General features: G+C 71.3%; 12 protein-coding genes and 1 pseudogene. 6 read left to right on the top strand and 7 right to left on the bottom strand.

The window, feature by feature from the left end; all coding sequences use genetic code 11:
- The first annotated feature begins 181 nt into the window (after positions 1-181).
- Together IR158_RS10345 and IR158_RS10340 are read left to right on the top strand one after the other, a co-directional pair.
- A complete protein-coding gene (locus IR158_RS10345) occupies positions 182-385 on the top strand; it encodes a hypothetical protein (RefSeq protein WP_291812646.1) in 204 nt (67 codons plus the stop codon).
- Positions 386-726: 341 nt separating this feature from the next.
- Positions 727-1,113 carry a hypothetical protein gene (locus tag IR158_RS10340; RefSeq protein WP_291812644.1) on the top strand — a complete coding sequence of 129 codons (387 nt, stop codon included), beginning with the start codon at positions 727-729 and terminating at the stop codon, positions 1,111-1,113.
- 638 nt (positions 1,114-1,751) lie between these two features.
- Here IR158_RS10340 and IR158_RS10335 read toward each other — a convergent pair.
- The 4 genes from IR158_RS10335 to IR158_RS10320 are packed head-to-tail and all read right to left on the bottom strand — an operon-like array spanning position 1,752 to position 6,590.
- On the bottom strand, positions 1,752-2,957 hold the full coding sequence (locus IR158_RS10335) for a lanthionine synthetase LanC family protein (RefSeq protein WP_291812642.1): 1,206 nt from the start codon (positions 2,955-2,957) through the stop codon (positions 1,752-1,754).
- Positions 2,954-3,895 carry a T3SS effector HopA1 family protein gene (locus IR158_RS10330; RefSeq protein WP_291812640.1) on the bottom strand — a complete coding sequence of 314 codons (942 nt, stop codon included), beginning with the start codon at positions 3,893-3,895 and terminating at the stop codon, positions 2,954-2,956. The genes IR158_RS10335 and IR158_RS10330 overlap by 4 nt, the downstream gene beginning before the upstream one ends.
- Positions 3,880-4,845: a phosphotransferase gene (locus IR158_RS10325; RefSeq protein ID WP_291812638.1), complete on the bottom strand. Its 966-nt coding sequence runs from the start codon at positions 4,843-4,845 to the stop codon at positions 3,880-3,882. Before IR158_RS10325 ends, IR158_RS10330 begins: the two co-directional genes overlap by 16 nt.
- Complete coding sequence (locus IR158_RS10320) at positions 4,842-6,590, bottom strand: S8 family serine peptidase (protein ID WP_291812636.1); 1,749 nt, start codon at positions 6,588-6,590, stop codon at positions 4,842-4,844. Before IR158_RS10320 ends, IR158_RS10325 begins: the two co-directional genes overlap by 4 nt.
- A 211-nt stretch (positions 6,591-6,801) precedes the next feature.
- Here IR158_RS10320 and IR158_RS10315 point away from each other — a divergent pair, with 211 nt between their 5' ends.
- Entirely contained in the window at positions 6,802-9,726 is a 2,925-nt protein-coding gene (locus IR158_RS10315; protein WP_291812634.1) for a LuxR family transcriptional regulator, read from the top strand.
- A gap of 49 nt (positions 9,727-9,775) precedes the next feature.
- On the opposite strand, the pseudogene IR158_RS10310 reads toward IR158_RS10315, so the two are convergent.
- Positions 9,776-9,868: pseudogene (locus IR158_RS10310) on the bottom strand (oxidoreductase); the annotation flags it as partial.
- A 1,535-nt stretch (positions 9,869-11,403) separates the two neighbouring features.
- The gene (locus IR158_RS10305) at positions 11,404-17,007 is read right to left on the bottom strand and encodes an RHS repeat-associated core domain-containing protein (RefSeq protein ID WP_291812632.1); all 5,604 of its coding nucleotides are present in this window, start codon (positions 17,005-17,007) and stop codon (positions 11,404-11,406) included.
- Between the two features lie 454 nt (positions 17,008-17,461).
- Here IR158_RS10305 and IR158_RS10300 point away from each other — a divergent pair, with 454 nt between their 5' ends.
- Genes IR158_RS10300 through IR158_RS10290 form a run of 3 tightly spaced genes read left to right on the top strand, consistent with a single transcriptional unit; the run spans position 17,462 to position 18,284 of the window.
- Complete coding sequence (locus IR158_RS10300; protein ID WP_291812630.1) at positions 17,462-17,605, top strand: hypothetical protein; 144 nt, start codon at positions 17,462-17,464, stop codon at positions 17,603-17,605.
- A complete protein-coding gene (locus IR158_RS10295; RefSeq protein WP_291812628.1) occupies positions 17,602-17,880 on the top strand; it encodes a hypothetical protein in 279 nt (92 codons plus the stop codon). The genes IR158_RS10300 and IR158_RS10295 overlap by 4 nt, the downstream gene beginning before the upstream one ends.
- Complete coding sequence (locus tag IR158_RS10290) at positions 17,859-18,284, top strand: hypothetical protein (RefSeq protein ID WP_291812627.1); 426 nt, start codon at positions 17,859-17,861, stop codon at positions 18,282-18,284. The genes IR158_RS10295 and IR158_RS10290 overlap by 22 nt, the downstream gene beginning before the upstream one ends.
- A 175-nt stretch (positions 18,285-18,459) precedes the next feature.
- On the opposite strand, the gene IR158_RS10285 is transcribed toward IR158_RS10290, so the two are convergent.
- A complete protein-coding gene (locus IR158_RS10285) occupies positions 18,460-22,077 on the bottom strand; it encodes a replicative DNA helicase (RefSeq protein ID WP_291812625.1) in 3,618 nt (1,205 codons plus the stop codon).
- Positions 22,078-22,342 lie beyond the last annotated feature (265 nt).

Raw genomic sequence — 22,342 nt, 5'->3', positions numbered from 1 at the left:
GCGCCTAGGGTCCTTCGGGGGCGCTAGCGAGCGGACCAGCGACGAGGTGGCGTGTATGAGCCCTCGGAGCCCTTCTCCGCTCGCGGTCGTCGTGACTGTGGGCCATGATCCGGGTGCTTTCGAATCACCGGAAGCATCAGCCCCTCCGGCAGGCTCGCCGGACCCCTCCCTTGGAGTGCCCATGCTCGCGCTCGTCGCTGCCATCATCTTCGCTCTCGCCCTGCTCCTCGACCTCGTCGAGGCGAACGTCGGGGACGCCCTGACCCCACAGACGCTGATGTTTGCCGGTCTGTTCTGCATCGCGCTGCACCTGGGCGGGGTCGGCGGCTCGTCGCCGGTGAACGGCGGCTGGCGAGGGCGTGGGGGGAGCTCCCGCCGGCGGTAGGGGCTCGTACCACCCGCTCGGCCTCATCACGCCGGAATGCCCCAAGAGGTCACGACGCGCTCCACGCGTTCGTGGCCTCTTGGTGCCTGGCTCCTGGTGGCTGTGTAGATGTGAACGAACACCGCCTCGAGCGCGTCGCGGCAAGCAGAATCGACGAGCGTCTCCTGGTGATGGCAGAGGCTGCCGAACAGTTCGGGGGGAATGGTGTGTTCGAGTGGGTCACGAACACCCCGGCAGCGGCGCGCTTCTTCGAGAGTCGTATGAGCACTCTCGGGCTGCGTGGTTACGTTCGGATCGTCCCGTGAAAGGGTTGAAGGGTGCCTAACTCCATCATCGCCGTCGTGGACGGTGCGTTCCGCTTCGAGTCGTCCGTCGTTTTCGACACCCTGCGGTCACGGTGGCCCGACAGCACGTTCGTCAAGGCGACCGGCAGGGTCGCTGAGGTGTCCTCCGGTCAGATCACCGTGTTCGAGCGCGAGGACCCGATCGCACTGGTCGGGTTGGACATCGAGGGGGAAGGGATCGACGTCGACTGGCGGGCGCCGGAGGTTCTCGCCGAGGTCGTCTCTGTGATCGCCTCGATCCCCGGATTCGCCGCCGGCTCCACGGTGATCCTGGCTGACTGGGCGTGGGTACTGCCGATACTGCACGAGGGGATGTCAGCAGACGACCTGCTGACGATCCGGCGCGACGGTGCGGACACCCAGGTGCCGAGCTACGAGCCCTGACCCGGTGGGGTCAGTACGGGTCGGCGTCCGCAGCCAGCGCGTGCCGTCGTGGACGCCGTGTCCAACGCCCCGACGACGCTCGAGCGCCTGATCAGCAGACGACTACCGGGTCCACGGTGACGACAACGGGCGTGGACAGCAGAGGTCGAGGTCCACGATCGTCCTCCTGGTGCCACCGCCTGTTTCGCGTGTCGAGATGCAAGACAGACTGACCAGGGCTGGGCGTCGAACTTTGACCGGCTACCGGTCTCGACTGGTCACCAATCAATGTGTGCGGTCCGCCCAGTGGGTGCCCGGCTCGGCGACGGTCGCGCGGGTGGGCCGGCGGCGGCAGCGCGAGGGCAGGCGCAGTGGCTGTGGGCCATGGTGTGCGGGTCGAAGGCATGTCGTCCTCCTGGAGACGAGGCGCTCGGACACCTCCGGTCACCGCCCCCGAGACGATCTGTGACAGCCGGCGGCGAGGCTCCGACGTCCACGAGTGCCGCCACGAGGTCCTCGGACTGGCCGACTGGGCCCGTCGGCGACCCATCTACGCCGCGCCACCAGCCCCCGTACTGATGGGACTGGTCCTCCGCACGTTCAAGCACGGTCGTGGTCGTCCACGCGGGCGGCTCGTCCACACGGCCGACGGTCCCGGCTCAGCCGTCCACCCGAAGCCCCGGGTGCGTCGTCTCCGGGACGCGCAGCGGATCGACGCACCGTACGAGCGACACGACGACGCCGGCCGTCCCCGTGAGCAGGTCGGGCGTGCGCCCCCCGCGCAGACCATGGAGCCACGTCGTCCCGTCGGGGTGCGTGCCGTCGGCCAGCGGTCGCGCGGCGGCCCGGGCTGCACGCAGGTGCGTACCGTCCCGGGGCCACGTGCGCGCCGCCGTGAGGTGCAGCTCGACGACACCCGTGCGACCGTGGCACAGCGTCCCGTCGACGCCGTCGACCACCGCGGGCAGCGCGGACGCGCCCCGCGCGGCGCGCCGGAACGTGACCTCGCCGTCATCGCCGAGGCGGCTGCGGACCGCCGCGGCGATGCCGATGCCCAGCGCTCCGTGGCACCACGCGACCGCCGGGCCGTCACCTGTGCCGTCGCGCAGGTCCGGCCAGCCGCCGCGCGCGGCGTCGTACCAGCCGTCCTCCCAGACGGCGGCGTCGTCCGCCAGGCCGTCGTCGTCGAACCCGCAGGCGCGGGCCGCCCGCAGCGCGAGGGCGACGCCCGCGGCGCCGTGCGCGAGCCCTGCGACCGGCGGCCAGTGCACCTCCATGGGCCACCTCGTTCCCCACGCGTCGCGCTCGGCGTCCGTGCGCAGCGCACGGACGAGCAACTCGGCCGCAGCACGCCGGTCACGCTCCGCGCTGTCGGGCAGCGACGCGGCCAACACCGCCATGAGGGCGCCTGCTCTGCCGTCGATCAGGTCCGCCTGCGGAGGCACGTCGACGCCCCGCGCCAGCGCGCTCACGCAGCGCGCCGCGGTGCGCGCCGCCGACGCCCGCAGGTCGTCGGCGCCGGTGAGCCCGGCGACGGCCCAGGCGGCCCGCGCGACGCCCAGGTCGCCGGACATCCAGTCCGCACCGCGCACCGGCGCTCGGTCGTCGGTGAGGTGCCGCATGGTCGTGACCGCGAGCGAGGTCAACCGCGGGTCCGCACCCGGGAGCGACCCGGCGGCCGCCAGAGCGAGCGCGACACCGGCGCGTCCCGTGAGCAGGCCGTCGTCCACCGGTCCCCGGACCAGCTGGTCCCCTGTCTGCAAGTCGAACCGGTCGCCCGACCAGGCCGGTCCGCGGGGCCCTGGGACGGCGTCGTCCGCGAGCCGTCCGGCCAGCATGAGCGCGGCCTGCTCGAGAGCGCTCATCGGGTCACCCCCGGGTGGTCGACGTCGACCCCGACCTCGCCCAGCGCGGCCGCGAGCGCCGCGTCGTCCCACGCGCGCTGCGGGTCCCGTGCGACGGCGACGCGAGCGACCTGCTCGCACCGGACCTGACCGAAGCTGCGGCCGCCGCCGGGGTCCTGGGCGGTGGCAACCCCGGGCAGGACCCGATCCGTCGTCGGCGGGGTCACGGGACGCAGGTGTGCCGCGACCAGGGGCGCCGCCCGGCGGAGCACGTCGCGCAGGGCGCCGGTCTCGGCACGCGGCGCGTAGACGACCACGGCGTCGGCGCGGTCGTAGCGGTCCTCGGCGGGGCCCGCCTTGAGCGAGAACGGCACCTGCGCGGCGGTGAGCTCCGGCAGCAGCACGCGCAGCAGTGCGGCGGCGTGCTCGAGCCCCGCGGCGTGCAGGTACCAGCGGTCGACGGGTGCGGCCGGCGGCTCGCCCCGGCACGACGAGTGCACCCACCACCAGCCGTCGGGCTCGTAGTGCGAGGCGCCGTCCAGGACGTGCGCCAGGTCGCCCGGTGCGGGCGTGCTGCCGGGCCGGGACGTGCGCACCACCTCGTCGACGTCGACGAGGACGGGTGCACCGCCCCGGAGCGGGACGGTCACCACGTGCGCGTCGGTCACGGCGAGCACGAGCCGCTCGCTCGTGCCGACGACGCTGCGCCGCGCCGCCTCGAGGACGCCCGGGCGCGAGGCCGGCGAGCCCGGGCCCGTCGCACGGGGCGTGGGGCGAGCGACCCACCACGCGGCGTAGAGGACGTCCGCCAGCTCGGTGACGAGGCCGACGTCGGCCAGCGCGCGGTGCTCCGGGACCAGGTCGACGACGTCGAGGGCCGTCCGCACCTCGCGCAGCACCCGCGCCGCGGTCGGCGACGTCGTGGTGCGCCGGACCTGTGTGCTCACGCTGCGAGCCATGACCACACCTCCCGTTCCAGGGCCGCCCGGTCAAGGACCAGCCCGACCGCGCGGTCGACGACGTCCCGGACGAGCGCGTCGACGTCCGCGAGCTCCTGCGACGCGATCTCGAGCGCGAGCTGCGCGACGCGCAGCCCTGCCGCGAGCGCGACGCGACGGCTGAACGCCGGGAGCACCCGGGACGCCGGGCGTGCCCCCGCCGCGTACCCGGTGAGCAGCGGGCCGAGCCCGGCCCGCGCGCCGGGCCGCACGAGGTGCTCGGCGGCGAGGCTGCCGACGTCCCACGCCGGGTCGCCACCCCCGGCGAGCTCCCAGTCCAGGACGACCGGACCGTCCGCGCCGACGGCGAGGTTCGACCATTTCAGGTCGCCGTGCACGAGGCACCCCCCGGCGGGTCGGCGCAGCTCGTCGGCCGCCGCCAGCACCTCCGGGTGCCCGGCGAGGTCGGCGGCGACGCCCGTCGCCGTACCCTCGTGCACGACCGCAAGCACGTGCGGGTGCGGGGCCGGCGGTACCGGAAGCCCTGCCGTGGCTCGGTGAACCCGACCCGTCCGCTCACCGAGCCGGTGCGCGAGGTCGGAATCGGCGAGGAACGCCGCGTTCGGCTCGGGGCCGACGACCTCGTGCGTGACCAGCACCATCGCTGCTTCGTCGACGACGACCGGCGTGGGCAGCACGCGCCGCAGCGGCTCGCACCACAGCGCCAGGCGGTGGACGAACAGCTCGGCCCCCAGCGTCCCGGGCCCGTCGTCGTCCTGCGTGTACGGCGCGGTCTTCACGACGACGTCGCCGACGTCCTCCAGCGTGACGGCCCACACCCCGTGCGCCCGGGACAGGTCGCGCGGCGCACCGGCCGGGGCTTTCCCGGAACCGATCAGCCCGACGGCCCGCAACGCCGCGACGGAGGGGTGGACCTCCGTCGCGGCGCGCTCCCGGGTGGCGGTGCTCACTGCTCCTCGAACAGGTCGGTGCCGTACGCCTCGACGGCGTCGCGCACCTCCTGCATCGCCGCAGCGTGCCCCGCGACGTACGCCACCTCGTGGCTGCGGACGAGACCGAACGGGTCGTCGCCCGAGCGCACGCGCAGACCGTCGGGACGGCCGATGGTCCGGATCAGCGGGGTGGTGAGGCTGGGGATCTCGCGCTCGCTCTCGCAGATCACCGGGGAGGTCCGCAGGTCGCACCGCGGGGGCAGCACCGTGATCAGGAACGTCAGGTCCGGGCAGTCCTTGATCAGCAGGGTGGGCGCAGGGCACCAGACGAGAAGCTTCGAGCGGAGCTTGGTGATGATGATCTCGTCGAGGACCGGCCGCCGGACCGCGCGCACCGCGGCGCCTGCGTCGAGGATGCCGTGGCCGTAGCGGTCGTTCGGGACCGGGTCCGCAGGGTCGTCCCGCAGTGGGCGCGCGGTCCGCCGCAGGACGTCGGCGACCCTCGCGGCCGTCAGACCGGGACTGACGGCTCGCAGGAGCGCCGCCACGCCGGAGACGTGCGGCGCCGCCATGGACGTCCCGCTCCTCCACGCCGCACGTTGACCCGGCCACGTCGAGAGCACGTCCTCCCCGGGTGCGACCAGGTCGATGTGCGGCCCGGTCTGGGAGAACGATGAACGGCGCTCGGTGCGGCCGACGGACCCGACCGCGACGACACCGGGGAACGCTGCGGGGAAGAACGGGACGGCCGTCCCGTCGTTGCCCATCGCAGCGACCACGACGAGGTCGTTGGCCAGCGCGTGGTCCACCGCGGCCTGCTCGACCGCGGTGGCGACGGCCCCGCCGAGGCTGAGGTTGATGACGTGGGCGCCGTGGTCCGTGGCCCAGGTGATGCCGGCCGCGATGTCCGCGGCCGTCCCCACACCCGTCGTGTAGCCGATCGGTGCGCTCGTGTCGCTGACGTTGACCATGGTGCCCAGCACGCGGACGGGCATGATCCGCGTCTGCCACCCGACACCAGCGACACCGATGCCGTTGTTCGACAGGGCGGAGATCGTGCCGGCGACGTGCGTGCCGTGGCCGATCTCGTCGGCGGGGACGCTGTCGCGCTGGGTGACGTCGCCGTCGAAGCGCCAGCCCGGCTTGGGCAGGAGCCGCGAGAAGTCGACCTGGTCGGAGCCCTGCACCAGCAGCGGTGCGAGCTCGGGGTGGGCGAGGTCGACGCCGGTGTCCACGACGGCGACGACCACCGACGAGGATCCCGTGGAGACGTCCCAGGCGGACGGGGCGTCGATCGCCGCCAGCCCCCACTGGTCCGGCAGCAGCGGATCGTTGGGCAGCTGGGTCGCCTCCCGCCAGCGGTTCGGCTCGGCGGACTCGACCTCGTCGAGCGCGACCAGCTGCTCGACGGCCTCGTCGACGTCCGACTCGGTCGGCACCCGGTAGGTCCGGGCCAGCGGGGAGGCCGTGCGTGCCCGCCCGCCGTCGAGGGCGCGCGTCGCCGTGACGCCGGCATCGGGCGCCAGCTGCACGATGTCGTGCGCGCCGAGTGCCGTCAGCACCTCGTCGAGCGGGGCGATGCCCAGCGCCCGCACGGCGGAGCCGCCTGCGGGGCCGGGGTGCACGGGGACGGACGCGGTCCGTGCCTGTGCGGCGGAGGGGGTGAGCGTGACGAGCACCTCGCCGCGGACGACGTCGTGCTCGTCGAAGACGGAGCCGTGCGGCGTCGTGCCGCCGTCGCTCCTCGGGTCGTTCTCGGTCATCGGACGTTCCTCTCGACATGTGGTGGGGTGTTCCCCCACCGGAGAGGTTCGACCGTGGGCGGCCGACGCGGATCGGCAGGATGACGTACCGCGACGACGTGTTCGTCCCGGTACGTCACCACCGGGCGTCCTAACCCGCTGTGCGCTGCACCCGGGGCAGGACGCCGCGAAGATCGGCCACGAGCCGTCGGACCGCTCCTACAGTGGCGGTATGGCGCGTACGACGTCTGCGCCGGTGATGGTCGGCCGGGAGTCCGAGCTCGGCGTGCTCGTGGGCGCGCTGACGGACGGGCGCGCCGGGCGGCCCCGGGTGGTCGTCGTGCGCGGCGACGCGGGCCTCGGCAAGTCGCGGCTCGTCCAGGAGGCGCTGCGGGCCGTCAGCACGGCGCCAGGCGACGGCCCACCCCTCGTGGTCGCGACCGCGCAGTGCGTCGACCTGGGCTCCGCGGGGACGCCGTTCGGCCCGCTGCGGTGGCAGCTGCGCGACCTGCTCGTGGGCGTGGGACGGGAGGCGTTCGTCGCGGCCGCACCGGCGGCCGTGCTGGCCGCCGTCGCGCCCCTGCTCCCGGACCTGGGGCACGGGCCTGCTGACGACGCGCCCCGCCCGGCACTCGTCAACGACGCGGTCGAGGTGCTGGTGGCTGCCCTGAGCGTGCGCCACCACGTCGTGCTCGTCGTCGAGGACGTGCACTGGGCGGACGCCGCGACGCTCGCGCTGCTCCGCTCCCTCGCGAAGTCGCTGCGCGGCGAGCACCTGACGATGCTGGTCACCCTGCGCTCGGACGAGGTGGTGCGGCCACCGCTACGGCCGGCGATCGCCGAGCTCGAGCGTGGCCGCGCGACGACGCTGGTGGAGCTGGCACCGCTGGACGACGACCTCGTGCGGGCGCAGGCGGCCGCGATACTGCTGCCAGCAGGGCTTCTGCGGTCCGTCGACTCCGTCGTCCAGCGCAGCGGCGGCAACCCGTTCTTCGTCGAGGAGCTCCTGCACGTCGGGGACGGCCCGCTGCCGGAGACCATGCGCGAGGTGATCCTCGCGCGGTGCCTGCCCCTGGACCCGCGGGCCCGGCAGGTGCTGCGGGTCCTGGCGGTCGGCGGTGGTGCCGTCGAGCACGACGTGCTCCGCGAGGTGGTCGACCTGACGGAGGCGGCGCTCGACGCGTCCCTGCGCCAGGCCGCGGACGTCAAGCTCGTGGTCGTCGAGGGCACGCGCTACCGGTTCCGGCACGCGCTCATCCAGGAGGCGCTGTACGACGACGTGCTGCCGGGCGAGCGCGTTCGCCTGCACGCCGCCTTCGCGCGGGCCATGGACGCGCGGGCCGGCGCGGACGCGTCACCCGACGTGGCGGAGACGGCGCTGCACTGGCGCCGGGCGCGCGAGCCGCGGCGCGCCCTTGCGGCGTACGCGGCGGCGCTGCGCGAGGCCGCGGCGACGGGCGCGTACGCGAGCGTCGCGGACCTGACTGAGGCGTGCGCGCAGGTGTGGCCGTCGGTCGAGGACGCGCCGGCCGCCGCGGATTCGCCGCTGTGGCGACTGCTGCTGGAGGCCGCACTGGTCCACGTGGAGTTCGTGTCCGACGCGGCGCGTGGGCTCGACCTGGCTCGGCGCGCCCTGGAGCTGTGCCCGCCCGCCGAGCCGTCGTCACGCGCGCGGCTGATGTGGCTGCAGCGGATGTTCGGGTTCAACAGCGGAGCGCCGGCGGACCCAGGGCTGCTCACGGAGGCGGAACGCCTGCTGCGAGACCGGACGGCGCCGGAGGACCAGGTCCTGCTCGCACGCGTCCTCGGGCTGTCGGTGATCGTGGGGGACACCACGGGGCAGGAGGCGTGGTCGCGGGTCGAGCAGGCGCTCGCGCTCGCGCAGGCCGCGGGCGACGGTGACACCGTCGCCTACTGCCAGACCGTGCGCGGCAGGTTGCTCGCCGATCGGCTCGACGTGCCCGCCGCGGTCGACTCCTTCCTGATGGCGGAGCGGTCGACCGAGGCGACCCACCACCTCGCTCACACCCGGCAGTACCTCATCTGCTACCAGACCCATCTCGGCCGCTACGACGAGGCGGTCGCGACGGGCGAGCGCGCCCTGGCGGGCATCCGGGCCGCGGGCGCCGGCGGCGGGTGGGTCGGAGCCGTCGCAAGCCGGCTGGTCTGGGCGTGCATGTGCGCCGGGCAGGCCGAGCGGGCGGTCCGGCTCGCCGTCACGACGCCGGTCACCGATCTGCCGATGCGCGTGTTCGTCTGGTGGATGCAGGCCACCCACCACGTGTGGAACGGTCCGGCGGACCACGCGGCGCAGTTCCTTGAGCACGTGCGCGAGGACCCTTCCCTCGAGGAGCACGAGGCGTACCGGTGGCCGCAGCTCGCGGCGGACCTCCACCTGCGCCGGGCGGTGGAGGCGCCGGCGCGGTGGGAGGCGGAGGTCGACGCAGCGCTCACGGAGGTCGCGCGGCTGCTCACGGTGCGTGCGGAGTTCGAGCCGATGCGCTTCGAGGCGGTGCCGACGGTGGCGCGCGCCGTCGGCGCCTGGCGTCGGCTCGGCCGGTACTCACCGCGCGCCGAGGAGGTCCTCGAGCTGCTTCGCGCCGACCTGCCGGGGTACGGGGTGGCGGAAGTCTGGCGGTCACTGGTCGACGCGGAGCTCGCGACCTCCCGGCTCGCGCCGGAGGCGTGGGCCCACGCCGTGGCCGTGCTCGACCGGGTCCCGGCGCCCGCGTGGTACCCGCCCTACGCCCTGTACCGGTGGGGTGAGGTGGCGCTCGCGGCCGGTGACCGGGCCACGGCTGCCGACGCCCTGTCGCGCTGCACGGACCTGGGTCCGCGCGTCGGCGCGTCGGTCGTGGCGGGGTGGGCGCAGCGACTGGCAGCGCGGGGCGGGCTGCGGGGTGCGGTCGTGCGTCGAGGGACGCCAGCGGTCACGGGGATCGCGTCGCTGAGCGCCCGGGAGGTCCAGGTGCTCGAGCTCGTCGCGGCGGGGCTGACCAACCCGCAGATCGCGCAGCGGCTCTTCATCAGTCCCCGGACCGCCGGCGTCCACGTCGCGGCGATCCTCCGCAAGACGGGCACCGCGACCCGGGCGGAGGCCGCCGTTGTCTGGGCCGAGCGTCGGGACGACGGTCCGGGGACCCACCGGGGGGAGTGACGCCGGAGCCGCGGGCCGGCCTCCCGCCGGCGGTGACGTCACGGGATCCTCACCAGTGCGAGCGTGCGTAGTCCTTGAGGAAGTAGCCGGACAGGTCCTCACCGGCCTCGCCGCGCACGATCGGGTCGTAGGCGCGGGCGGCGCTCGCCGGACCCCTTCCCTTGGAGTGCTCATGCTTGCGCTCGTCGCTGCCGCGATCTTGAGGTCTTGAGCACGTGGGAGCGGCGACAGCGCGAGGCGTCAGGACGATGCCCGCAGGTGGCTGGACCGAGCGCCACCACGACTCGTCGACCCGCACGTCGTCCGCGAGTTCGTCGCGAGCCTCCACATGGGCGACGAACTCGCGGGGAAGCCGCACCCTGTGGTCCAGCACGTAGTGAGCAAGACCTTCCGGCCAGACGTAGACGCCGTCCGTCGAATGCGTAGCCAGAGCATCCAGGCCGATTGGTCACACCATCTCGACATCTGAGTGGCACGCCATCGACAGGTACCTGTCTGCGGCAGAGTGTCGAGATGCGGCACAGCTTGACTGCTCGCGTGCGGGCTAGTTTGAACCACAGGGCGTTCGGAGCCGCCGTCGGTCAAAGTACGGAGGCCCCGCCGCCCGGTCGCTCGTTGCGAGGGAGCCGATGTCACGACGGTTGGTGCGCCGACCGGGCTCACCCCCTCTCCCGGACCGTCAGCCTCCACATCTCGATGCCCTCGCCCACGAACGGCAGCTGCGAGAGCAGCAGGATCGTCAGGTCCTGTCAGCCGTCCCGCTCCGAATCATCGGGACGGCTGATCGGCTCGACGATCACCGCTCGGCCGCCGCAGAGCCCTATCGCCGTGCTGCCGACGACGAAACCCTGCCCGGAGGCGATCCGCCTCGATCGGCTCGACAGTACGGAACGACTCGATGACCCGCAGGCCGTCTTCGGTCCCGCCCGACACCCCTGGCAGTCCCGACGGCACCGATGCTGCGAGCCCAGTTGCGTGCTGAGTTGTCTCGCCCCGGAGAAACGCGATGGCACAAGCGCAGCACCCGACGCACGGTGCGCTTGGGCCGGGTGCTGCGCCGGTGGCGGCTGGTGGTCGGGGCCAGCGCTCTAGTTCGTGCGCGGCGAGGTTGCTGGTCGCGCGCAGCATGGCCGGTGGTACACGCGCGGGACGAACCTCACGACCAGGCCTCAACCGCGGCACGCACCGCTTCTCGGACAACTCGGCCCGCGGACATCGCTCCGAGTGCAACCGCGAGAAGTTCCGCTGCCAGCTCGAAGGACAGCGGCGAGGACTCGACCGGATCAAACGCCGCACGATCGACGACGACGACTCCCGGTGGCAGCGCGCTTCGCAGCAGGCCGTCCTCAGCCGCGGACGCGAACTCCGAGGGCAGACCAGGGACGAGTGGGCGTGACAACGCGCTCCTGCAGGTCGGCATCCCATCAACACACGACCCAGAGGTGCCCACCTCGATGACCAGTCCGTCGGTCCTACCCGGCGCGTAGGAGCCGCCCAGCAGGGCACGCGGCATGAGCCCACCCCCGTGTCGGAGGATCTCAACGACACACCGAACCGCTTGCAACGAGGTCTCGTCGGGCACTCTAGGAACCGAAGCACCCACCATTCGCACGGCGTCGAACCTCGCCGTCTCCTCGTCGCTAACGACCGCGGCGCGGCGAGACCCAACCGAAATAATCACTCGATTCCCCAATAGTTGCGCCAGTTCTGGTTGAACAGCTCTGGGAACTGCTTGATGACCTCAGGGTCATAGTTGCCGAAGGTCGGGTGCGTCTGGCCCGCCAGTCCATGCGCTTCCTCGTAGCCCATCCCGCGGTCCATGAGACCCGCCTCCGTCAGTTCGTGCCTCATGAAGCTCTGGTCGGCAGCGCTGAGCGGCCGGCCGGCCGCTGCGGCGGCGCGGATCCGCGCAAGCATCGCGTCGTTCGCGGGCGAGTGATCCAACCGGGCGAGATGGGTCTCGATGCGCGCCGCGTCATCCAACAGCCTCGCTCCGGGTCCTATGGCCACTGGCGCGAGTACTGACTCCGCTCTCTGGGTAGTCGCGCCTGAACCGCCACCACCGGCTCGGCTGCCCGAGGGCGCTCTTGATGTGCCCTTGGCGAAGGGTGCGACGGTGAGTGCGGTGCCGATCACTGGGGCGGCGAACTGTCGTCCGAAGTCTTCGTAGCATCCGCGTTCTGCGGAGCTCCAGGCGGCGGTGAAGCCGTCGCGGATGCCGGCGATGGGGTTCATGCCGTCGAGGCAGAGCAGGTCGGCTTCGGCTTGCTGGCCGTTGTACATACCCGCTGTGCAGACGCGCAGGTGCTCGTTGATCGCGTCCCAGGGGTAGAAGATCGTCTTGACGGTATCGAGGACACCGAGCCCTAGGCCCTTGAGGGCGGAACCTGCGACGCAGGCGTCGCTGTAGACCTCGCAGTCGATGGTTCCGGTGGGGTCGATGTAGCGCAGGGGGTTGTTGCGTGCGTAGGCGTAGGGCTGGGCGGTGGTTTCCACGAGGGGGTCGAGCGCGGTGAACTGGCCGCGGGTGGGGTCGTAGAGGCGTGCGCGCAGGTTGTACAGCCCGGTGCCGTCGAGGGACTCACCGGTGAACCGCAGCGGGTTGACCGGTGCTCCGCTGGCGCTGGTGGCGGTGCGCTGGGCTCCGAAGGGCTCGTAGGTGTAGGTGTGCTGGGTGGCACCGGTGCCACTGGTGACGTTCGCGACGCCGCCGAGCTGGTCGTGGTGGTAGTACGAGGTGGCCTGCGGTGTGGTGAGCGTGAGCGGGTCACCGTCAGGGGTGTGGGTGTAGCTGCGCAGGGGAGCGCCGGCGTTGTCGGTCTCCTGGGCGAGCTGCGGGACGCCCGCGAGCAGGTCCCAGGCGAAGTGGGTGGTGGTGGTGCCGACGGTCTGTGAGGCGCGGTTGCCGCTGGGGTCGTACCGGTAGGTCGTGGTCGTGCCGGACAGGGTCGTGGTGATGACGCGGTTGGCGAGGTCGTAGGTGAAGGTCCGCGCGCCGGCGGCGGTGCGGTTGCCGTTGAGGTCGTGGGTGTAGCTCGTCGTCGTGGTGCCGACCTTGGTGGTCAGCAGCCGGTCGGCGGCGTCGTAGGCGTAGGTGGTGGTGGCCGGGTTGGTGACTCCGACGCGCTTGTCGCTCAGGCGGTTGCCGACCGGGTCGTAGGCGTACTCGAGGTAGGCGGTGGCGTTGGTGCACGACGCGGCGTAGCAGGTCTTGGTGAGCCGGCCCGCGGCGTCGTAGGTGTTGGCGGTTCTGGTGGTCGTGCCGCCGCTGACCATGGTGAGCGTGGCGGGGTTGGACGCGCGGTCGAAGGTCTGGGTGAACGAGGACAGCACCGCGGTGCCGCGCTTGCTCGTCACCGCGGACAGGCGCCCGTCGGGGTCCCAGGTGCGGGTCTCGACGTACCCGTTGCCGGTCGGTGGCGTGAGGGTGGTGGTGTTCCCGGCAGCGTCGTAGCCCAGCTTGACCACCGCCGTGCCCGCTCCGGCGCTGGCGAGTCGGCCCGCTCGGTCGTAGGTGTACGCCGTCGAGTGCTGCTTGGCGTCTCGCCCGATCAGGAACCCGGCAGCGTCGTACCGGTACCCGATGGTGTTGCTGTCCGCGGTGCCCGCTGCCTGGCCGTCGCTGTACACCGAGGACAGCTGACCCCCAGGGGTGCGCCCGAAGGTCTGCTTGGCTCCGGCGGTGGTGGCGGCTGCCGTGACGAAGCCGTCGAGGGCGCGGGTGTACGTGACGTCAGGTGTGGCGTCGGAGTAATCGATCGTGGTCAGGCGACCGGCCGGGTCGTTGGCGTAAGTGATGGTTCCGTCCCCCACCGCGGCGGTAGCGGTGCCGATCGGGGTGGTGAGGCTGGCGACATTGCCGTCGGCGTCGTAGGTGGTCTCCCAGACCTGGCCCACGGGTGAGCTCTTCGTCAGCAGCCGCCCTGCCTTGTCATAGGTGTAGGAGGTGACGCGGTTGTTCGCGTTCTTGCGGCTCGCGATATTGCCTGCGGCGTCGTACTCCAGGTGCGTGGCGGCACCACCCGGCTCGACGACGTCCGTGACTCGCCCGAGGCGGTCGACGGTGTAGGTGGTGGTGAACTGCTGAGGGGAGACCCCGGTGACGTTGCCGCGGGGATCGGTCGTGCTGACCAAGTGCCCGGACAGGTCGAACGCCTGGGTGGTGATAGCTCCCGACGGTGTGGTGATGCGGTTCTGGCGGCCGGCGGCGTCGTAGCCGAAGCTCGTGGCGTAGGTCGCCGGGTTGGCCCCGGTGACGTTGCCGCGCGGTTCGACCACCTTCACGAGCTGTCCGGCTCGGTCGTAGGTGTACGTCCTGGCACCACCGAGCGGGTCGGTCTCCTTGAGCAGGTGCCCGGCGGCGTCGTAGGCGTAGGTCGTGGCGTACTGCTCCGGGTCCGCACCCGACAGCGCGCCCCGGGGGTCGATCGTGGCCGAGAGCTGCCCGGCGGCGTCGTACTGGTGGGTCGTGGTCACCCCCGGTGCGGTGAACTCGCCGTCGACCGTGGGCAGGTTGGTGGTCTGGGTCAGGGTGTTGCCGGTGCCGTCGTACGTCCAGGCCGTCGAGATGCCCGTCGGTCCCGTCCGGACGGTGGTGCGGCCGTAAGTGTCGTAGGTCGACGTCGTGCGGCCTGTTGTCGGGTTCTCCTCGGTGAGGAGCTGACCGGCGCCGTCGTAGGTGTACTTCCAGGTGTAGGGGGTGCGGTCCGAGCCTGCGGGCAGGGCGTTGCCGCGCGGGGTCGTCATGGACGTCCGACGTCCGGCGACGTCATAGGTGTAGGTGGTGCGGGCACCCTCGGGATCGGTGACGCCAGTGACGTTCCCGTCGAGGTCGTGCTCGTACGTCGTGACCCGGTTCCCGGGTGCCGTGGCGGAGGTCAGGCGGCCCTGGGCGTCGTACCGGTAGCGCACGACGTTGCCCGCCGGATCGGTCACGGACGTGAGCTGACCCAGGTCGTCGTAGGTGTTCGTGGACGTGTAGAGCGCCGGGTCTGCACCGGTCACGTTCCCGCGTGGTTCGGTGACGGTCAGCCTTCGCCCGGACTCGTCGTAGGTGAAGGTCGTCGTGGCTCCGGCGGCGTCGGTCGCCGAGACGAGGTTCCCGGCGTCGTCGTGCACGGTCGTGACAGTGCGGCCGAGGGGGTCGGTGGCGGAGTGCGGGTGACCGCGGGTGTCGTAGGTGTACGTCGTGGTGAAGTCGCTGCGGACGGCGCCCGAGAGGTTGCCGCGGGGCTCGGTGACGCTCGCGACCCGCCCGTTGACGTAGGTGTAGGACGTGACCCGTCCCAGGGGATCAGTGACCTTCTCGACCAGCCCGTCGGGGTTGTAGGTGTAGGTCGTGACCTCGTTGTTCCGGTCGGTCTCAGTCAGCACTCGCCCGGCGTCGTCATAGGTCCATGCCTCGCGGTAGGCCTGCGGTGCAGGACCGATGCGCTCCAGCAGCAGCCCGCGCGCATCGTGGCGGAGCGTCGTGTAGCGCCCCAGTGGGTCGATCACTGCCGAGATCTGCCCGTCGGAGTCGTACTCGTACTGCGTGAGGTTCCCGGTGGCGTCACTCGTACGGGCCAGGAGGTTCCCGGCATAGACGTCCGTCGCGATCCCGCCACCGGGGAACGTCGTCGTGGCGGTCTGGGTCGCCTCGTCCCACGCGAAGGTGGTCGTGGCGCCCACGCCGTCGGTCTGGCTGACCACCCGCCCGGTCGCCGGGTCGTACGCAGTGGTGATGGTCCGGTCCCCCGCGGACTTCGCGGTCAGGTGCCCCTGCGAGTCGTAGGCGTAGGTCACGACCGAGCCGTCGAGTGTGGTCACAGAAGTCAGCCGGCCGCCGGTGTAGGCGTAGTCGACGTGCCGACCGTCGGCGAGGCGGACCTGCGTCAACAGGTCTGCGGAGTGGGTGAAGGTCAACGTCTGGCCGTCGGTGTTCGTCAGGGTTGCCAAACGCCCAGCAGCATCCCTGGTCAGTGACAGCTCATACCCGCTGTCGTCACCGACGATCCCCGTCAAGCCGCCACTGGCGTCGAAGGTCATGCTCACCCCGGAGCAGTCCATTCGCAGCCGGTAGCCGTCGGCAGTCTCGCTGAGCTCGGAGGTGACGGCAGGATCGGACAGGTAGGAGCCGTCGGGCTGCTTGGTGAACCCGACGAGGTTGCCCGCGCCGGTGTCGACGACGGCTCGGCCGGTGGCGGCATCCCGTGTCAGGAAGGCGCCGAACTCATACGTCCAGCTCGGCCCGAAGGCACTCGTGGCGGTGCGTCCCGAGTCGTACGAGCGCCGCAGCCGCAGCGGCATCGAGGCACTACCGACCTGAACGTCGGTGGCGGACTCGACCAGGTGCCCGGTCGCGGTGTTGACCGGGTCCTCGCGGAGCATCGAGGCGCTGTTGGACATGCACGCGGACGGCTCACCAGCGATCTGCGCGTCAGGCAGTACCACCGCAGCGCTCGGGGTCGGGATCGTTCCGTTCTTGCGCCAAACGATCTCTCCCGAGAAGGTGAACGACTGCCCGGGCGAGAGCAACTCCTCGCTCCCCTCACCCCACATGTTCCCGGTGCCGTCGCGGAACATCTCGCTGCTACGCCGGACGAAGGTGACGGTGTTCAGCCCGTTCTTGCACGCCGCCACGCCCTTGACGGCGTCGAAGTACCGCTCGACCAGGTTCACACCGGACCAGGGGTTGCACCTCGTGGCGCTACGTCGCACGGACACCTGCTGCTCTGTGGCTCCGAGGTTGTCGACCCGTACGTCGCTGATCCAGCCGTCACGTGCAGGGTTGTACCTGTCGGTCTGGGTGATCCGAATACCGCTGATGCCGACATCAACGACCGTCCGGATCTCGTTTCCGGTCGCGGTCTGAGAGACCGGCGTGTACGTCGGCAGGGCTGGGTACGCGTTCCCCGCCTGCCCGTATGTGACACCACCGACCGTGGCGAAGGTTCCGCAGTACCCCCCGTACTGCGAGCCCCAGGCGTTGAGCCGAAGCGAGTAGGACACCGTGGAGCACGCCAGGGTCGACTCGCCGATGCTGAATCCCCACTCATCCCCCTCTGGTCCGACGACGTGACCCGGATAGGCAGCCATGCGGACGGGGCCAGCGGCCCTGACGCCCGCACTCTGGAGTGCTGCGCCGGAGCCGGCTAGTGACGCGGCAAGCTGGCCGCTCGAGATGGGGCCGACAGCGCCAACGGCCGCTTGTGGCGCACCGGTCGCAGCAGGCATGTCCACCAGCAACACGATCGTCACCAGGACGACTGTCGCGAGGCGACGGGCAAGACCGACCAGCATGAAGCACTCCAAGCGTTGTTGCGGCAGACGTCAGCCCAAGAACGATCCACCCCGAACGCAGCGAAAGGTCTCTTCCACCGACGAGCGCCCGGATCTCTTGTCGACAGTTGCACTCAGCGCGCAACGCTGCGAAGCATCCCAGAACGACACTCCGATGTAGGCGGAACGTCGGATTCTCCTCCATTTGGCCCAACACCGCGGCCCGGCCCGCGTCGCGCATCAGACTTGGGGGTCGGGCCGGTTGTCTGCTGGCTGACCTGCGAAGGAGTCTGATCGATCATGGCGAGACCGCCGGTGCTGCCGGCCGAGGAGAAGGTCTGGATCGTGTTGTCGGCCCTGGCCGGTGAGGCCAGTGTGGCTGAGGCCGCGCGCAAGGCGAAGGTCTCCGGGCAGCCGGTCGGGAACTGGGAAGCGCCAGGTCTTGGAGTCCGTCCGCGCGGGACTGGTCGCACGGATGGCCGGTCCCTCGAGCCGTGAGCAGCAGCTCGAGGCCGAGGTCGCCGACCTGACCCAGGCGCTGGGGGGGTCTGCTGTCGAGCTGCGGGTGTGGAAGGAGTCCGCCGAGGGCCGCCTGGGCCCTTCGAGGACCCCGAGGTGATCCGCACCGAGGCGGGCATGCCGACGTCGAGGTTCTGCGCGCTGATCGGCCTGCCCGAGCGGACCGGGTGCCGCCACCAGGCCCGCGCCCGCCGCGGTGCCGCGGTCAAAGGGCCCTGGCCGCGCCCGGCCCGCGAGGGCGTCAAGGACGCCGCCCGCCGGCACGCGCTCGCGCATCCGGCCTGGGGTCATCGCAAGGTCTGGGCGATGTGCCGCCACGACGGCCACCAGGTGTCTCAGGCACCGTCCTGCGGTTGCTGCGCGACGAAGGACTGATGCTGCCCGCGGCCTACCAGCGCGAACGCCGCCAGCTCGCCGCGCGCAGGAAGGCCGCGTTCGCGACCGAGCCGACCGGGGCGAACCAGGTCTGGCAGCTGGACTTCAGCGAGTTCGAGACCACCACCGGCGGGGCCTGGCGCATCGCCGGGTGCCAGGACTACTGGTCGAAGTACGAGCACCCCTGGCACGTCTCACCGACGGCGAACCAGCACGACGCGATCACCGCGATCGAGCTCGCCCTGACCGGCTCGGATGGCCGAACCTCAAGGTCCCGGTCGCCAAGGAACCGACGCCAGTCCTCCTGTCCGATCTCAGTGTCGACCCAGGGCGACCGATCTTGGACGTCGCCCGGGACATCGCTGCGACGGCCAACCGCATGGCACGGGGAACCATCTACTTGACGGGGCCAGGTCCCGACGCAGCGGGGGACCTGGCCCGCCAGCAGCGGACGTGACCGCCGGGGTGGTCCGCCGCGAGCGAGGTTTGGTCGAGCGTGTCGTGCTGGACGGTCGTTTAGTCAGACTATCGACGGCGGTTAGTCAAGCTATCTTACATCTCGACAACTCGACGACGGACCTACATCTGCATATCCACGAACCGCGAGTAGTGACCCTGGAACGCCACGGTGATCGTGTCGGTGGGCCCGTTACGGTGCTTGGCGACGATCAGATCCGCCTCTCCCGCACGCGGGGACTCCTTCTCGTACGCGTCTTCGCGGTGCAGCAGGATGACCATGTCCGCGTCCTGCTCGATGCTGTTGTGGACCGCGATCCCGTTGGCGATGAAGTTGTGGGTGCCCACGACGGTCGCATCGAATACCGGGCGCTCACCGATCGGATCGATCTCCACGACCTCGTCCCACAGCAGGTCGTTCACTGCCATGATCTCGAGCTCCTGGGCGTCGAGGACCTCCGCGATGCGTCCCAGCCGCTGGCGCGAGGGCGCGTGCTCCCACATCGTCGAGCCGCAGAACTGCGTACCGAGCGCCGAAGCGAACTCCCGGTGCGTCATCCCTCGTTCCACGAGGAGATCGCGGACGTCGTCCCAGACCTGACGTGGGATCGTGTCGACGTTCGTGTTCGCCTGGGTGTCACGGACGATCTCGAGCAGACGCTCGGCGTTCACGCCGCGTGCGCCGTGGACACCGATCTCCTGGAGAAAGCGGCGCTGGTCGTCGACACCGGAGATGTCGAGCGTCCAGCCGTCGCGGTACCCGGTCTTCTGCGTCCTTCGGATCCGGGTGGAGATGCCGAATCTCAGCAGCAGCCGCGACAGGTCGTCGACGAGACGGCGGGAGGTGGACGCGTAGTAGACCCGACCGGATCGGCCGTTCGCGTTGACCGTGACCGATCCGTCCGTCGCCCAGATGTGACGGATGAAGAGAGAGATCTGTGCCTTCGGCAGGTGGAAGACCGCGGTCGGGACGAACTTCTCGTGACTCCGGGCGCCGAAGAGCCCGAACTCGTCGAGCCACTCCGCGACGGGGTTCCGCTTACCCCTGGCGAGGCGGTAAGGGGCCGGCAACCGCAACGTCGTGACGCGAGCTGCGGCGTAGTCGTCACGGATCGGCGTGATGCCGAAGGCCGTCGCTGCCTCGCTCACGGCAGCGAGGTTCGCCTCGTCGACGGACGCGTACCGCAGCGGCTGACGCTTCACGAAGGAGCCGTCGCCGATGAGGTGCGCCAGCATCACGACCTTGCGGTCGTCCCACTCCTGGCTGCGCTCGGGCCCCGGCACGTGCCGCGGCACCCCGACCCGGGACCCCGCCGCCAGCTCCCCGAGCGGCGTCCACCCCTCGTACGTGAGGAACGGGTGGTTGGCGGTCGCGGTGACCTCCTTGCCCGACGCGAGCCGCAGCCGGTACACCGGCTTGACTCCCGTGGGGAAGACGTGGGTCAGGTGCCGTCGCACGTACTGCAGCCGGTCGTCGAGCGCCCAGATCGGGACATCGGTGTGCCCGAGCGCGTACATCTCCCCCAGCGTGACTTCTGCGCCCGTGTCGGCGCGCAGCACGCGGGTGTCCTCGGTGAGGCAGCCCGACTCGCGAAGGTCGCTCATCTGCGGCTTCTTGTCCGTTCGCTGCTCAGGACCACGGTTCAGCTGCGAGATCGCGATCACGGGGACCTCGATCTCCTTGGCGAGCAGCTTGAGGGCACGGGAGAACTCGGAGACCTCCTGCTGGCGGGACTCGACGCGCTTGCCGGACGTCATGAGCTGCAGGTAGTCGATGACGACCAGCTTGAGGTCATGGCGCTGCTTGAGGCGCCGGCACTTGGCGCGGATCTCCATGAGCGACATGTTCGGGGAGTCGTCGATGAACAGCGGGGCCTCGCTGATGCGGCCCATGGTCGCGGCGATCTTCGCCCAGTCGTCCTCGCCCATCGCACCGGTGCGCAGCTTCTGCAGGTGCACGCGCGCCTCGGCGGAGAGCAGACGCATGGTGATCTCGTTGCGGCTCATCTCGAGCGAGAACACGACGGCCGCCATGTTGTGCTTGATGGCGGACGAGCGGACGATGTCGATGCCGAGCGTCGAGTTGTGCGTCGGGATCATCGACTCGCCCGCGAGGTACAGGTGCGTCGGGTGCGAGATCTCGACGCAGCGCACGGGCACCGACGCGACCGGCTCGACGGACACGACGAAGCGCTGGTGCAGTCGCGGCGTCGAGCGGCGGCGCCGCTCCTTGTGGACGAGCTTCTTGCGCTCGAGCGCGAACACGTCGTCGTCCGTCGTGAACGTGATCGTGAAGCAGGTCGACGACGCCAGCGAGCGACCGCGCACAGGCTTCACCGACCACCCCGTCCGGTAGCCGAGCGAGTGCACGAGCTCCCGGACGTCGCGCGCGAGGCGCTCATCTGTCACGGCGAACTGCACCGACCCCGTCGGGTTCACCGTGCCGTCGGTATCGAGCAGACCTGCCAGCAGGTCGCGTCGCTGCGCCTCGCTCGCTCGCAGGTACTTGGCGGGGATGTGCTTGTTGTCGAACAGCCCGAGAGAAGCGAGTACCGCCGACACCGCACGCACCTCGTACCCGCGCCCCTCGATCCGCATCGCGATCTCCGGGTCAGCACTCGTGAACCGCGCCGACGCCGAGTGGCCGTCGCCCAGCCACGCACCGAGCAGGTACGGGTCGACGAGCAGGTCCCGCTCCGGCAGGGACAACGGTGCGGCCGTCGCCACCGAGTGGTTCGCGCGTGCGTCCGCGGTCGCGCACCGCACGGTCGCCGCGAGCGCCTCCGTCGTCCGCACGGCGCCGTCCGCGTCGATGCGACGCTCCGCGCGGGTGCGCGTGACCCACTGGTGCTGCGCGTCGGCGACGATCGTGGACCCGTCGTCGAACGTGACGCGGTAGCAGGGACGGTCGACCATCACGTCGGTCGCGGCGACGACGCGCGTGACGGTGCCGTCCGCTGCGAGCAGCAGGTCACCGACCTGCACCTCGCCCATCGTCGTCCACCCCGTGGGCGTGGGCAACGGCGTGTCGAGCGCGAGCGCCTTACCAATTGCCGGACGCGCCGCCAGCACGATCATCTGCCCGGGGTGCAATCCGTTCGTCAGCCGGTCGAGGTCGGAGAACCCGGTGGGCACGCCCACCATGCCCTCGCCGCGGTGGCCGGCGGCCTCGATCTCGTCGACGGTGCCGCCGATGACCTCGGACAGCGGCAGGTAGTCCTCGGACGCACGGCGCTCGGTGACGGCGTAGACCTCGGCCTGCGCGTTGTTGACGAGCTCGTCGACGTCGCCGCCGTCGGTCGCGTAGCCGAGCTGCACGATGCGGGTGCCCGCCTCGACGAGCTTGCGCAGGATGGCGCGCTCCCGCACGATCCGCGCGTAGAAGCCGGCGTTGGCGGCGGTCGGGACGCCCGCGATGAGCGTGTGCAGGTAGGCCGCGCCGCCGATGCGGCCCATCTCGCCGCGCTTGGTCAGCTCGTCCGCGACGGTGATGGCGTCGGCGGGCTCGCCGCGGCCGTACAGGTCGAGGATCGAGTCGTAGATCGCCTCGTGCGCGGGGCGGTAGAAGTCGGTGCCCTTGATCTGCTCGATGACGTCGGCGATGGCGTCCTTGCTGATCATCATGCCGCCGAGCACGGACCGCTCGGCCTCGAGGTCCTGCGGGGGGGTCCGGTCGAAACCGCCGCCGCTGCTGCGCCCGCTGTCCGGCGGCGCGCCGTACTCGAGGTCCTCGATGGTCACCTGTCACCTACTCCTGCTCGTTCACACCCGTAGAACACGTGTTCTACCGGGACCCACCGACAGCCACCCTCGAGCGCGTCCGCTGCGGGACGACGACTCCCACCGGGACCTGCCTTCGCGAGGCTAGGCCCGGGTGGGCCGGGACCCAAACGGGTGTGTGCACAGGCCGGTGGACGACGTGTGGACAACCCGTTCACGCCTGTGTGCACAGGTTGGGGACGAGCCTGTGGACAGAGCGGGTGAGGAGCCCCGCGCAGGCGTCCCA

Origin of the sequence: Cellulomonas sp., assembly GCF_015234515.1 — a bacterium.
In the GTDB taxonomy this organism is placed as follows: domain Bacteria; phylum Actinomycetota; class Actinomycetes; order Actinomycetales; family Cellulomonadaceae; genus Cellulomonas.
Note: the sequence above shows the minus strand (reverse complement) of the source record. Positions and strands in the feature narration are given on the sequence as shown.